Annotated in this window: 11 protein-coding genes; 8 read left to right on the forward strand and 3 right to left on the reverse strand. The window is 57.6% G+C overall.

The genetic code is table 11. The annotated features are described in order from the left end of the window. The 4 genes from DSM3645_RS14950 to DSM3645_RS14965 all read left to right on the forward strand — a co-directional run. Positions 1-387 (forward strand): peptide chain release factor family protein (locus DSM3645_RS14950; RefSeq protein WP_002653061.1); only part of this gene is annotated, 387 nt, incomplete at its 5' end. Between the two features lie 77 nt (positions 388-464). Next, positions 465-3,215, forward strand: coding sequence for a hypothetical protein (locus DSM3645_RS14955; RefSeq protein ID WP_002653062.1), 2,751 nt, complete (start codon positions 465-467; stop codon positions 3,213-3,215). 56 nt (positions 3,216-3,271) lie between these two features. Then, positions 3,272-3,538 carry a hypothetical protein gene (locus DSM3645_RS14960; protein WP_131282602.1) on the forward strand — a complete coding sequence of 89 codons (267 nt, stop codon included), beginning with the start codon at positions 3,272-3,274 and terminating at the stop codon, positions 3,536-3,538. Beyond that, complete coding sequence (locus tag DSM3645_RS14965) at positions 3,535-4,113, forward strand: hypothetical protein (protein WP_002653064.1); 579 nt, start codon at positions 3,535-3,537, stop codon at positions 4,111-4,113. Before DSM3645_RS14960 ends, DSM3645_RS14965 begins: the two co-directional genes overlap by 4 nt. A 34-nt stretch (positions 4,114-4,147) precedes the next feature. Here the strand turns inward: DSM3645_RS14965 and nadE are convergent, their stop codons facing one another. From nadE to DSM3645_RS28380, 3 genes are all read right to left on the reverse strand, one after another. Continuing rightward, complete coding sequence (gene nadE, locus DSM3645_RS14970) at positions 4,148-6,148, reverse strand: NAD(+) synthase (RefSeq protein WP_002653065.1); 2,001 nt, start codon at positions 6,146-6,148, stop codon at positions 4,148-4,150. Positions 6,149-6,240: 92 nt separating this feature from the next. After that, positions 6,241-6,975 (reverse strand): putative metalloprotease CJM1_0395 family protein, encoded by a 735-nt coding sequence (locus DSM3645_RS14975; protein ID WP_002653066.1) that lies wholly within the window; start codon positions 6,973-6,975, stop codon positions 6,241-6,243. Positions 6,976-7,088: 113 nt separating this feature from the next. Beyond that, complete coding sequence (locus DSM3645_RS28380; RefSeq protein WP_050769389.1) at positions 7,089-7,484, reverse strand: metallopeptidase family protein; 396 nt, start codon at positions 7,482-7,484, stop codon at positions 7,089-7,091. A 186-nt stretch (positions 7,485-7,670) separates the two neighbouring features. On the opposite strand from DSM3645_RS28380, the gene DSM3645_RS14985 reads away from it, so the two are divergent. From DSM3645_RS14985 to DSM3645_RS15000, 4 genes are read left to right on the forward strand one after another with little or no spacing between them, the layout of a single operon-like run. Further along, positions 7,671-7,931, forward strand: a complete 261-nt coding sequence (locus DSM3645_RS14985) for a hypothetical protein (protein ID WP_131282604.1) — start codon at positions 7,671-7,673, stop codon at positions 7,929-7,931. Then, entirely contained in the window at positions 7,918-10,221 is a 2,304-nt protein-coding gene (locus tag DSM3645_RS14990) for a hypothetical protein (protein ID WP_002653069.1), read from the forward strand. Before DSM3645_RS14985 ends, DSM3645_RS14990 begins: the two co-directional genes overlap by 14 nt. Before the next feature lie 4 nt (positions 10,222-10,225). Next, positions 10,226-11,173 carry an ABC transporter ATP-binding protein gene (locus DSM3645_RS14995; protein ID WP_002653070.1) on the forward strand — a complete coding sequence of 316 codons (948 nt, stop codon included), beginning with the start codon at positions 10,226-10,228 and terminating at the stop codon, positions 11,171-11,173. Then, positions 11,170-12,822 (forward strand): ABC transporter permease, encoded by a 1,653-nt coding sequence (locus tag DSM3645_RS15000; protein WP_002653071.1) that lies wholly within the window; start codon positions 11,170-11,172, stop codon positions 12,820-12,822. The genes DSM3645_RS14995 and DSM3645_RS15000 overlap by 4 nt, the downstream gene beginning before the upstream one ends. Positions 12,823-12,921 lie beyond the last annotated feature (99 nt).

Here is a 12,921-nt window from a genome sequence, read left to right on the forward strand (position 1 = left end):
TTAACCCATCAGCCGACCAAGATTAGTGCCGAAGCGAACGAGCGCCGATCCCAGGCCGAAAATCGCCAAGTTGCGATCTTTCGGCTAAGATTACGCTTGGCTGTGCAGGTTCGCTGCGAAACTCGGCTCGATGCTTCCCCTAGTTCGCGCTGGAAATCGCGAGTGCGGGGAGGCAAAATCGCCGTGAATCCGGCGCATGCCGACTTTCCGTCGCTGTTGGCCGAAGGGCTCGATTATCTGGCGGCGGCCGATTGGGATGCAAAACTAGCGGCTCAAGCGTTATCTTGCAGTACCACGCAGTTGGTTCGTTTTCTCAAAGACGAACCAACTGCGTTTCAACAATTCAATCAACAACGGGCCGAGCGTGGTTTGCGCCCGTTGACATAGGCGCTCGCTAACCGCACCCAGCGGATCGTTCCCACGGATGGAGCGAGCGAGTCGACGCTTCAACCAAGGATAGTGCGATGCGAATGTGGATAGCTTTGCTCGGCATCAGCGTGATGTCGCTGACGGCCGCTGGCGCCGACGCCGCCGAGGCGATCGCCGTGAGCGGGCAACCGTTCGGCGTTGGTCAAATCACGGTCTCGTTTCAAAAGTCGGACTTCGGCGACCCAATCGACAGTAACGGGTTTTCGATCCACGAGACCGACAATCGGATCTTCTATCCGGCGTTTGAAAAACAACGCGTGCTCGGATTCCTGCAGGCGCTGACGGGGATCAACAACGTCACGCCGCCGCAGCGGTTGACAGTCTATTTTTTGTTCACGGGAACCGAACCGCTCGACATTACGGTTGCGACGCCGACTCCGCAAAAATTTCGCCTGACGCCGACTCCTCCGTCGCATGAATCGATGCTGACCGCGATGGAGACGCTCTGGTGGCGCAAGTATCACGAGAATCTGCGTGAACAAAAAGATTGGGCCAACTACCCGATGGTGATGGAGACCTACATGACCGCGATGCTCTCGCGGCGATTGGGTTTGCCGGCGCCCCCGTTATCGCAAAATGACTTGAACGATCGAGACGCGTTCAGTCCCGAACAGTCGGTCTTCGTGCTGCTGAACTCCGACAAAGTTCGCGCCGCCGAGATGCGCTCGGTGATGCTTGACGAATCGATCACCGACCCGGCCGATTTGCCGTCGCCGCGGCCGATCAATTGGTCCGATATTATCGCGCCCCGGCCGGCCGCCGATGTTCCGATCGAACCGCTGGCGAAAGCGGTTCCGCCTGACTGTTTTTACATCCGCTTCGGCAAGTTGAGCAACTATCTTTGGTTCAACAAGCTGATGGAGGAAAACGGCGGCGATTTGGGGATGATGATCGCCAATCGCGGGGTCAAGCTTGAGCTGAACGAAGTTGTCCAAAAGCAGTTGGCGCTGAAACAGTCGGAGCTGTCCGAGCTGTTTGGCGATTCTGTCGTCGCCGATGTCGCGATGATTGGCCGTGACGCCTATACCCGCGAGGGCGCCGCGTTTGGATTGATCTTTCAGGCCAAATCGAACGACCTGCTGGCCAACGACATCAACACCAATCGAAGAGATTCGCTGAAGCTGAATAAAAAACTGGGCGCGAAACTAGAAACGATCACGATCGCGGGCCAAGAGATCTCGGCGTTAACGACGCCAGACAACAAGATTCGCTCGTTCTACGCGCGGCGAGGTGATTTTCACCTGGTGACTACTTCGCTGACCATCGCAGAGCGGTTTATCACGTTGAACGCCGATGCCGACAGCCTGGGGGCGACGGCCGAGTTTCAACAAGCTCGCGCCTATTTGCCGCTAAAACGAGAAGACACGATTTTCTGCTACATGTCGTCGCAGTTCTTTCAGGGGTTGTATAGCCCGCAGTATCGCGTCGAACTGCGCCGCCGGTTACGCGCGACGACCGAGATCGAGTTGCTGAAAATGGCGCGAGCCGCGGCGATGAACGAAGGGTTCGTCAAACTCTCGGAAGAAGAGTTGATCGAGCGCGGCTTTTTGCCGACCTCGTTCGGACGCCGCAGCGACGGCAGCCGCGTGGTGGAGGTCGACGGAGCCCTGCAAGATTCGCTGCGCGGCGCGCCGGGCAACTTTTTGCCGATCGCCGATGTTCAAGTGACCAAGGTCAACGTCGCGGAGGCGCGCGACTTCGAGCGCGTTCGTGAGTTTCACGTCTCTCATTGGAGCCAGATGGATCCACTAATGGCCGGCATCTATCGCTTTAAGCTCGACGACAAGGGAACGGAACGACTGACAATTGACGCGCGGATGACGCCGTTTGTCGAAGAGAAGTACGGCATGCTGACCGATCGCTTGGGGCCGCCGCTGACACGTCAAATTGCCCCCGCCGCACGTGACGTCGCGATGCTGCAGTTTGTGCTGAAGGGGGACTCGGACAATCAACTGTATCACTACGCGCTGGGTTTGCAGGACGTGCCGTTTCCGATTGATAACTACGCCAACGGCGGACTCCTGAATACGTTGCGCATGATGCAGGCGACCCCTGGCTATCTGACCGCTTGGCCGAAGCCTGGTTTGCTCGACAAAATTCCGGTGATCGGCGCGTTCGCCGCGCCGGATCAATATGGTTACTCGAAGTTTCCGCTGGGACTTTGGCGTCGCGAGTACAACGGCTTCTCGACGCTCTCGTTCCACTTTGACATTTTGCGAAACGTGACGCCGCAGTTGGCGCTGACCGAAGACGAACATCCCGCTCAGGCACGCATACGCATCGGCGACATCTCGGACGCGGATGTGACTCCGCTCGCCAACGCGATGGCGCAGTCGTGGGCGAAGCGGGGTTCGCTAGGAAGTGCGCGGTTGTTTAACGCCGTTTCAGCGCAGCTCGGCGTGCCGGAAGAGAAAGCGAAGGACTTTGCAGAAGATCTGCTGGCCCTACAGTTTGTCTGCCCGCTGGAAGGGACCTACGAGACGACCGGCGAAGGCGCCGGAGCCCGTTGGCGTTCGACCGCGTGGGGGGACGATCAATTAGAGTTTGAAGCCAACTTCTTGAAGTGGTTCCGCGGCTTAAACGCGCGCGTCAACATGGGAGATGGGCAAGTCGTGCTCAACGCCGAACTCGACATGTGGCGCGAAAAGCCAGAACCGTCGCTGAAGCTGCCGACCTTCAACTTCTTTGGACTCGGCGCTGCGCCGAAAGCGAAGGAAGAGAAGAAGCCGGTCAAGAAACCAGCCGAGGAAGTCGCTCCTCCGCCGACGGAAGGGCGCGACTTCTAACGCGGAATGAATGATTTGGGAAACGGTCTAGATCGATGATTTCGCGATTGGATTCGATGGAAAACTTGGCAAGCTACACGCAGGATACTTCGAGTGAAGCGGAAGCGGTGCAGCGCGAATTAATGGCGCAGATGCAGCCTTCGCAGCGAATGGCGCTCGCTTTAAGACTTAGCTCCGAAATGCTCCGACTTTCTAAAGCGGCGATTCGCAGGCGTTTTCCTCAGTTCAACGAAGCGGAGGTTGGACTGAAATTCATTGAGTTGCATTATGGAGCGGAGCTAGCGGAAGCGGTGCGGCGTAGTCGGAGTAATGTCCAGTCGTGAGTCAATCAGATGATATTGTCGACGCATTGACCTTGGTAGTTGCGGCATTCGAAAGCTTGGAGATTCGCTACTACATCGGCGGAAGCGTAGCGAGTTCGTACCATGGTGCGGCTCGAAGTACGATGGATGTGGACGTTGTTTCGGAAATTCCAGCAACAGCGGTGTCGGCGCTTTTGACATCGTTAGGCGGTTCTTACTACGCCAGCGAATCCGCAATTCAAGATGCGATCCGGCGTCGTTCGTGTTTTAACCTGATCCACTTGCCGACTTCTTTCAAATTCGACGTATTTGTTAGTCGCGACCGTGAATTTGATAAATCGGCGATGTCTCGGGCTGTCGTGGGAGAATTGGGAGAAACGAATGTCATCTCTGTTCCCATTGCTTCGGCCGAAGATATTGTCATTAGCAAACTGGAATGGTTCCGACTCGGAGGCGAGTCTTCGGAGCGTCAGTTGGATGACATAAGAAAAGTGCTGTCTTTGCTGGGCGAGAGCGCAGATGATCGTTACCTACGGCACTGGGCAACGTCAATCGGAGTGGCTGATTTGCTAAAGCGCCTACGCCCCGAAAGGTAATCTTCGGACGAGTCGACATGGAATACTTCGAGTTTTACCCTTCCTCTTCTCCCCGCATCGCACGCCACATTTCCGCTAATTCGCGCTCAAATCCTCCCGAGAGGATTGGAAAGCGGCACCAGGTTTTTGGGTCCAGGTTCTCGTCGTCTAGGTGGAAGCTGGGCGCGTAGCGCTCGCGCTTCCATTGGTTGCGCGACCAGAGCTTGAAGAATCGCTCGATCCATACGGCCAATTGCTGCTCGTCGTATTGCGGAAACAGAGCCATCATCTGGCGATAGGTTTCTAGCGGCGATTGCTTGTCGCGGATCGCCGCGCGTTCGATGGCGTCGAGCAACTCGTACGGCATCAAGTCGTCTTCATCGGTTTGCTTCGACTCTTGCGGGCGAAGTTCGGCGGTCGGCGCTTGCACGTTGATTGCGTTCAACTCAGGCGTCGGACCAAAGCCGGCCGGGCCGGTTATTTCCATCCAGTTGAGCCATTGTCGTAAAAAGGCTTTGTCGATGCCGGCGATCGGGCAGAGTCCGCCGCTGGTGTCGCCGTCCATGGTTGCGTAGCCAACCGCCGCTTCGGAGCGATTGCTGGTCGACAACAGCAGCGATCCTCGCAGATTCGCCAACATCCAGACGCTGGGCGAACGTGTGCGTGCTTGGATGTTTTGCAGCGCAATATCGTCGGTCGCCCACGAGAGAGGTCGTCCTAGAGCCTGAGCGCCAAGTTCCGTATACAACTCGACCAGGCGATCGATTTGAAAGTGATGAAAGTTGGCGTGGATCGCGGCGGCGATCTGCTGGGCCGCTTGCAGCGTCGTTTCTCCGCTGTTGCAGGTCGCTTGATAAACGCAATCGAGGGTCGCAGTCACCAGCGCGTCAATCGACTCGGCCTCTTTGGCGGCCGGAATGAATTGGAGCGACTCTTTGAGCGCTCCAAAGCCCAACTCTTTGGCCGCCATGCGCAGCGACAGACTGCACAACAGCGCGGTCGCGGCCGAATCGGCGCCTCCGCTGAGCGAAACGACATACCCGCGCGAGTGACTCTTGCGCAAATAGTCATAAAGGCCCAGTGCGACGGCGCGGGTGAATTCTTCCTTTTTCGTATCGCTCCCCGTTTCCCAGGCGGCCCGAACAAAGTGAACCGGTTCCGGCTCGATTTCGGGAAGGTTAAAGGGAACGCGAACTACCGGTTGCAGCGAGCCTTGATAGTCGGGGCGGAACGCGTCGCTGCGAGCGCGATACATGCGCGTCAGATCGAGATCGATGACTGCCGTTGTGACCAGGTACGCATGGAACGAAAGTCGCGAACCAATCGCCAGCATGCGGCCGCCGGAAGCGATCATCGCGTCGCCGTCATAGATGGCGCGGCCTGCTTCGTTCCCCAGCAGATTGGCGTAAACGTAACTCGTGTGGAACGCGCGCGATCCCTCCAGGACAAATCGCTGGCGGATTTCATGCTTGCCGAACGCAAAGTGACTGGCGCTCGGATTTAAGATGATGTCGACGCCGATACGCGCCTGACGACTGCCGGGGCGATCGGCGACCCAAGCGTCTTCGCAGATTTCTAAACCGATCAGCGCATCATCAATGCGGAAGACCAAGTCGCCAAACGGATAGGTGCGCCCCTCAAGTTCGACTTCGGCCCGCAGTCCCTCGGGCCATGGTTTGAACCAACGGGGCTCGTAATGGATTCCGTCGCCGGCCAGGTTTTGTTTGGGGACGAAGCCTACGATCTCGCCGTCGGCCAGAACCGCGACCACGTTATAAAGGACGCCGCGGTAAGACATCGGCAGCCCGAGCGTGACAAACATGTCGCGCGTGCGGGGAGCGATCATGTGCAGCATCGCCAGAGCGGTGCGTTGCACGTCGGCCGAGAGAAACGCATCTTCACAGCCATAGCCGGTAATGCACAGCTCTGGCAGGCAGAGGATCGAGGCCTCGTTGAGATTCGCTTCTTCGATCGCGGCGAGGATACGGTCGCAGTTTCCTTGCCAATCGAGCGGCGTTTGATTGACGACGGCGGCAGCGACCTTGACCAGTTTCACCAAACAGACCCTTTAAGGTGTCGAAATAACACTATCTATAGAATAACTAGATGCCGCCCGAGGAAAAGTGGTTCGCGGTCGACATCTTTATTCTACGCTAGCAGAAAGAGGCTGCTGGCTGGTTTGGCGGCGGCTTGCGAATAAGCGGCTTCCGCCTCTTGGGCGAAATAGCCGATGATCGACGATTGGGCGGCGGTGCTGCTCGGAGCGGAGGGCGCATTCACGTCGACCGCGTCGAGGAGGGAAGCGCCAGCGAGCCCCTCTTCTGCCGTTGGGTCTGCATTGCGCTGTTGCAGCTCTTGCTGCGCTGACTGAACCAGTTGGACCGCGGCCGCGGCGACCGCTTGATCTTGCGAGGAGGGTTCGCTGGGCGAAAGCGCGGCCGCTTGAATCACGCGGGCCTTCTGAAGCGTCGCGTGGGGGTCTCCGTCGATGGGAGACGTATCGATCTGGACTTCGCCGCCGATCGCGTATCGCTGACCGTCTGGGCCTTGCTGATAGGTGAACGTCGGGCCGCCCTGGGCAAAGCCGCCAGCCGCGGCCAAGTGGGCTTGCTCGTGCTGGCGAACCTCTTGGTCACGGCTCTCGAGCTTTTGAACTTGCTCTTGCTCTTCCGGCGTCAGCTCTGTCGTAGCGGAAGTCGCTGATGCGTCTTCGGCAGCGGATGCGGCCTGGGCTTCGGCAGAGAGGGTGAGCTCATCAGCAGGCTGGGTGGACGGTTTGACGTCATTGCTGGAAGCGCCGCTGGGGCTGGCCGACGTTGATCCGCTGCGCAGCGTCGAGCCGATCAGGCTGGTCGACGAAAGTAGCAACGGTTGAATGTGCATGGCCAAGGTGCGGATTGAAAACGGGAATGCTCCATTTTCAATTTCGGCAGAAGGCGGCGGAGACTTGGCTAGTTTTCCGGAAATGCCGGTTATGCCGCGAAAAAACGCCGCTGCTAGCCGTAGCCCAGCGCTTGCAGATCGTCTTCCGAGAGTCCGTGAAAATGTCCCAGCTCATGCAAGATGGTGATGCGAATTTGATTTCGAAGCTCATCTCGCGTCAGGTTTCCGGCGACGGAGATCGTCTGAGCGATGATCCCTTCCCGAAAGATCTGGATCGCATCCGACAAGATTCCGCTATGCGTCACGCTTTTTTCGGTGAGCGGAATGCCGGTGTAGAGACCGCAAAGGTGACTGCGGTGCAGAATCTGCAATTGCTTCATCAAGCCGAGCGATGGATAGTCTTCGACGTAGAGAGGCACTTGATCGAGAATTTGGTGGACCGCCTCGGGAAGCGCGGCCAAAACGGCGTCGAGTTCCGTGTCAAAATGGTTTCTTAATTCTGAATTCATGGAAGATAATTCTCGGGTCGAGCGCGGCCAGCTACGGATAACCATAGGGAAAAATAGCCGCCAAGCCAAGAATGCGTCCCCCTGGTCGAACAGTGGATAGGGGACGAGATTCACAATATTCTTGAAAACCTCGCTAAGTCGAAGACAATAGGCGACATGTTAGGACTGCAATTCACGATTCGAAGCATGTTGATCAGCACCGCCGTGCTGGCGATCGTCTGTTGGACATTGGCCAGCGCCGTGCGCGGCGACGGCTGGGCGATCGCCGTCATGCTCTCGCTGGTTGCGCTAGCGATTTGGGCGCTCGGCCAGGGCGTGTTGTTCTCGGTAGCAGCGCTGGCGTCGGCGGTATTTGGGGCGACGCAAAGCCGGACGCTTCGTTCTCCGTTCGCCAACGAAACCCCGGCTCCGCAGATTTTGCCGACCGATCACCATGTCGCCGATTAACGCCGATCGTCGCGGTCGCTTTCTCAGGAATCACGATCCAATGGATGCAGACAAGCGAACATGGCGCGCGTGGGGGATCGTTGTTCTGTTCATCCTTACGTCGACGGCGCCGGCGTGGGGACAAAACCGGGGCGTCGTTTCGTTTCCCCAAACGGGAAAGACCGTCAAGCATGGCCTGACGATGACCGTCGAGACGAACTGGGTCGAAAATAGCGGCTATCGGCCGATATGGGTCACCGTCAACACTTCGAACGGCATGCCGACCAAGGCGGATCGCGTGTTGACGGTCGAGCTGAGCGGCTCTGACCAATGGTATTGGCGAAACCGTCAGACCATCAGCGCCGTGGTGGAACTACCGCAAGGAGCGACCACGGTGACCGCCGAGGTCCCAGCTCCTTCGACGGCGCTCTGGTACCAAATCGAAGTGACGACCTACGAGGATGGGACCCAGCTGAAAGACCTATCGACCAGCAGCAGCGGTCCCGTCGCGATTACCGACGGGCGCTATAGTGCCAGCGAGTCGTTTCCGGCGATTGTCGTGATTGATTCCGACGCTCCCAATCGGGTGCGACGATTGGCCTGGTACAACGAGCAAGTGAGGTTGATCCTCGACAAAAAAAGGAAGTCGCCGATTCCCGATTTACGCGTCTTGATCAACGAGACCGGGACCTCGGCCCGCGGTTCGGTCAGCTCGCTCGTCGGCGGCGGCCAAACGGGATTGGAAGTGATGAACGCACTTTGGTCGCTGGGCCGAATCGATATTTTAAATCCAAATGAAATGCCGCAACAATGGATCAACCTGACGTCGGTCGATCTGGCGTTTGTCTCGTTGTCTGATCTGCGTGGGATGAAAGCGAATCAACCTGAGCAGTTCGCGGCGCTTACCAAGTGGACTCGTTGCGGCGGCAATCTGGTGGTGAGCGATTTGGGAGTGGAGGAAAAATCCTTTTCCGCCGACCGCAGCGAACTGTCGAGACTGTTGGGAATGCCCCCGGCCGGCGCCAGTGACAATTGGCTTGAGCAAAGTCCGTTCGCGCGCCGCTCTGGAGTCGAGCAGTTGCGGACGCGAGGCTACTATGGCAACAACTATGTCGGCTCGTATGTGGGGGAAGACGGCACGTTTCGCGTCGGAACAGATCCCAAGGGATCGATTCCGCCGATTGAAATCAAGATGCGAACTTGGCAAATGGGGTTGGTTGTCGCGATCGAAGGTTCTCCCTTCCCCGGCGACGCGCAGCAATGGAAAGATCTGCTCGACCGAATGGGGAGCGATCGCTGGATGTGGTTCCAGCGGAACGGTCTCTCGCAACTGCGCGAGAACCAGCATTACTGGCAATTCATGATTCCAGGCGTCGGTCAGGCGCCGGTGACGTCATTCCAGTTTCTGATCTCGCTGTTTGTGGTCGTGATCGGCCCGGTCAACTATTTTCTGTTGCGCAGCGCTGGGCGACTCAACTGGATCATCGTGACCGTACCGGCAGGCGCGGCGATGGTGACCATGGCGCTGGTCGGCTTTGCGTTGTTCTCGGACGGCTTTGGGGTCAAGCTGCGAACGCGGGGAATCACGCTGCTGGATCAGCGGTCCGGCGATGCTGTCACCTGGTCGCGGCAAGCCTACTACGCCGGTCTGGCGCCGTCGTCCGGGTTTACCTTCCCGCGGTCCGCGGCGGTATTTGAGATCAATCAGCAGCCCAGCGATCGAGGGCAAGATCATGTTTTGGTGATTAGCGACAAAGCTCAGCACTTGAAGCGGGGCTATTTTCGCTCGCGCGTCACGCATCAAATGCTGGTCGTGCAGCCGAGTAAGACCGAACTGAAATTGGCGATCACCGAGCAAGGTGACGCGCTGGTCGTCGAGAACTTGCTGGGAGTCGACGTCTCGATGGTCGTCATCACCGGGAAGGACGACGAGCATCTTTATACGGCGCAGGATTTGAAAGCGGGCGAAACGAGAACGTTGACCCTCAGTACGCCGAAAACAGCCGGCGAATTTCGCCGTCGGCTCAGCGACTTTGATCTGCAACTGCCGATTGGGTTTGATCAGTACGCCTATAACGCAAGCAATCGCTCGCGCAATCAATACTACTACCAGCAGATTCCTGAAGAATCGATTGCGGTGTCGCACGCGACAAGTCGGTTGGAGCGGGAGCTGAACGAATCGATGCGGTCCGGTTCTCTCGCCGCTCCGCACACTTATGAAGCGTTGGTCGAACGGTCTCCGTGGACGCCGGTCGGAGTTCCCCGGTTTCGTTCGGAAATGAGCGTCGAAGTGATTCGAGGAAAATGGTGAGCCGATGATCGCGACGAAATTTCCGATGATTGAACTGCGGCGCTTGCATCGCTTTTTTGGCGCTACTAAAGCGGTGAACGATATCTCGTTCGAAGTCGAAGCGGGACAAGTATTTGGCTATATCGGACCCAATGGCGCCGGCAAAACGACGAGCATGCGCATTTTGGCGACGCTGGATCTGCCCACCGCCGGCGACGCGCTGATCGATGGGTTCTCGGTCATCAATGATCCCGATCGTGTCCGCCGCCGGTTGGGATTTATGCCTGATTATTTTGGCACCTACTCCAACGTGAACTGTTGGGAGTATCTCGACTTTTTCGCGCGAGCCTATGGCCTGCGCGGCAATGATCGTCGCAAAGCGCTGAATTACACGATGGACTTTACCGGGCTCGAAGTGCTGGCGACAAAGGCGATTAACGGCCTCTCGAAAGGGATGAAGCAGCGGCTTTGTCTGGGGCGCGCGATGATCCATGACCCGGCTGTCTTGATCCTGGACGAACCGGCCGCGGGGTTGGATCCTCGCGCGCGGATTGAACTGCGGGAAATGATCAATCGCTTGGCGAGCGACGGCAAGTCGGTTTTAGTCAGTTCGCATATTCTGACCGAACTGGCCGAGATGTGCGACATCGTCGGAATTATCGAGCAAGGTCAACTACTCGCAACCGGCAGCGTGGCCGACATCCAGCGCGGCAGAGTCACCCATGCGACGGTGCGCGTGCGTTGTTTAGAAAACGCCGCCGGGTTGGCCGCATGGTTGACCGAGCGCGAAGATATGTCGAACGTTCTGGTCGATGGCGAACTGGTGATGTTCTCGCACGCCGGCGATCGCGTCTCGGAAGCGGCGCTGTTGCGGGAAATGATTGAAGCGAACTTTATCGTCGCTGAATTTGGCGCCAAGCATACGTCTTTGGAAGACGTATTTCTGACCGTGACCCAAGGAAGAGTGCAATGACGACGGTGGAGTCGGCGGCAGCCATCGAAGAGGAACAAACGACCGCGTCCCCGGCGAGCCGTTGGGAGCGTTTCGATCAGTGGATTGAATACGGCAGCGAGTTTCTAAATCCGATTTTGGTGAAGGAGACGCGCCAGGCGCTCAAGAGCCGGCAATTCGCCGTCACGTTCACCCTCGTGCTGGCCTGTGGTTGGGCCTGGTCGCTGCTCGGCGTGGCGGTTAACTCGCCGGCAATCTATTATTCAGCGAACGGCCCGATCATGCTGGTCGGCTACATCGACATTTTGCTGTTTCCCTTGCTGGTAATCATCCCGTTTACCGCGTTTCGCTCATTAGCGGGAGAACGAGAGGATGGGACCTACGAGTTGTTGTCGGTGTCGACATTGCCGCCAGAAAAGATCATCAGCGGAAAATTGGGAAGCGCCGTCTTGCAGATGATCGTCTATCTCTCGGCCCTGGCTCCCTGCGTCGCGTTCACCTATTTACTGCGCGGGATCGACATCATCACGATCTGTTACGTGATGATCGCGGCGACGCTGGCTTCCGTCATTCTGTCGATGGCGGGCCTATTGTTAGCGACGGTAACCAACTCCAAGTCGTGGCAATCGGTATTATCGGTCGCGGTGATCATCCTGTTTCTGATCGCCTTCTTCGCCGCGATTGGACTAACTTTGGGAGCGGTGGTCGAAGACACCGGCTGGCGGCGCTACGACGACCCCCGATTTTGGACGATTACGGTCTGCGCCCTGACCTTTTACTTCAGCTATCTCGCACTGCTCTATTTTGCGGCGTCCGCGGCGATTTCGTTCGCGAGTGAAAATCGTTCGACAAAGTTGCGCATGGTGATGCTGACGCAACACTTCCTCTTTTTTATCTGGTTTTGTTGGGTCTTCCTCGAATCCTCGTATGAAACCGGCGCGTTGTTAGCCATGGTGACGTTTTTAGCGATTCATTGGGGATTGCATGGCGCGCTGATGGTTGGCGAAAGTCAAGCGCTCTCGCCGCGCATTCGTCGCTCGATTCCCAAAGCGGTTGTCCGACGCTTGTTTTCCAACTGGTTTTTGCCGGGGCCGGCGCGCGGATATTTATTTGCGACCAGCGGCATGATCAGCGGCGCCGTGTCTATCGTCGTGTTGGCGGCCGCGACGCAACAGTTGAGGCCCGGCGCCGTCGCCGATCTGGAGATGCTGTTCGCGTTTGTCGCGGTAGCGACGGCCTACGTGGTGATTTATCTGGGGGTAGGACGATTGCTGATGATCGGCTTGCGCCGAATCGGCTCTGGCGATATTTTCCTGTCCGCGATTATTCACTTGTTGCTTTTGCTGTTGGGAGTTTTTATTCCCATCATCGTCCAGCTTTCGACCTATTGGCTGCCGAACGATGACTACAGCATCGTGCAAATCAGCAATCCCTTTTGGACGCTAGTTGCGATCGCCGAGAGCTCGAACACGATTGGGGATCCGGAACTCGTGGGGAGCGTTCTCTTGCTGACGCTGGGGGGAGCGGTCATGTTCTTCCTGCAAATCGTTATCTCGGCCGCAGATATTGTCCCCTCGACTCAAGCGACGCCGCAACGTGTTAGCGAAGAAGATCAGTTGCTGGCTCCCCTCGACGTGCTGGGCGCCGATAGTCCCTGGGATGATGCATAACGATTACGCCGATTGATCCAGCTAGGCGATGTTCGCTCGCCGACTAGGCCGCCTGACTTTTCCGCTTGCGACCGCCGCTAACCCATTTTCGCACTACGC

Source organism: Blastopirellula marina DSM 3645 (genome assembly GCF_000153105.1).
Taxonomy (GTDB): Bacteria; Planctomycetota; Planctomycetia; order Pirellulales; family Pirellulaceae; genus Blastopirellula; species Blastopirellula marina.

What these genes read in the sequence shown, in the direction of transcription:
- DSM3645_RS14955 (WP_002653062.1), top strand. Translation starts at nt 465, where the DNA reads ATGCGAATGTGGATAGCTTTGCTCGGCATCAGCGTGATGTCGCTGACG.
- DSM3645_RS14960 (WP_131282602.1), top strand. Translation starts at nt 3,272, where the DNA reads ATGGAAAACTTGGCAAGCTACACGCAGGATACTTCGAGTGAAGCGGAA.
- DSM3645_RS14975 (WP_002653066.1), bottom strand. Translation starts at nt 6,975, where the DNA reads ATGCACATTCAACCGTTGCTACTTTCGTCGACCAGCCTGATCGGCTCG.
- DSM3645_RS28380 (WP_050769389.1), bottom strand. Translation starts at nt 7,484, where the DNA reads ATGAATTCAGAATTAAGAAACCATTTTGACACGGAACTCGACGCCGTT.
- DSM3645_RS14985 (WP_131282604.1), top strand. Translation starts at nt 7,671, where the DNA reads ATGTTGATCAGCACCGCCGTGCTGGCGATCGTCTGTTGGACATTGGCC.
- DSM3645_RS14990 (WP_002653069.1), top strand. Translation starts at nt 7,918, where the DNA reads ATGTCGCCGATTAACGCCGATCGTCGCGGTCGCTTTCTCAGGAATCAC.
- DSM3645_RS14995 (WP_002653070.1), top strand. Translation starts at nt 10,226, where the DNA reads ATGATCGCGACGAAATTTCCGATGATTGAACTGCGGCGCTTGCATCGC.
- DSM3645_RS15000 (WP_002653071.1), top strand. Translation starts at nt 11,170, where the DNA reads ATGACGACGGTGGAGTCGGCGGCAGCCATCGAAGAGGAACAAACGACC.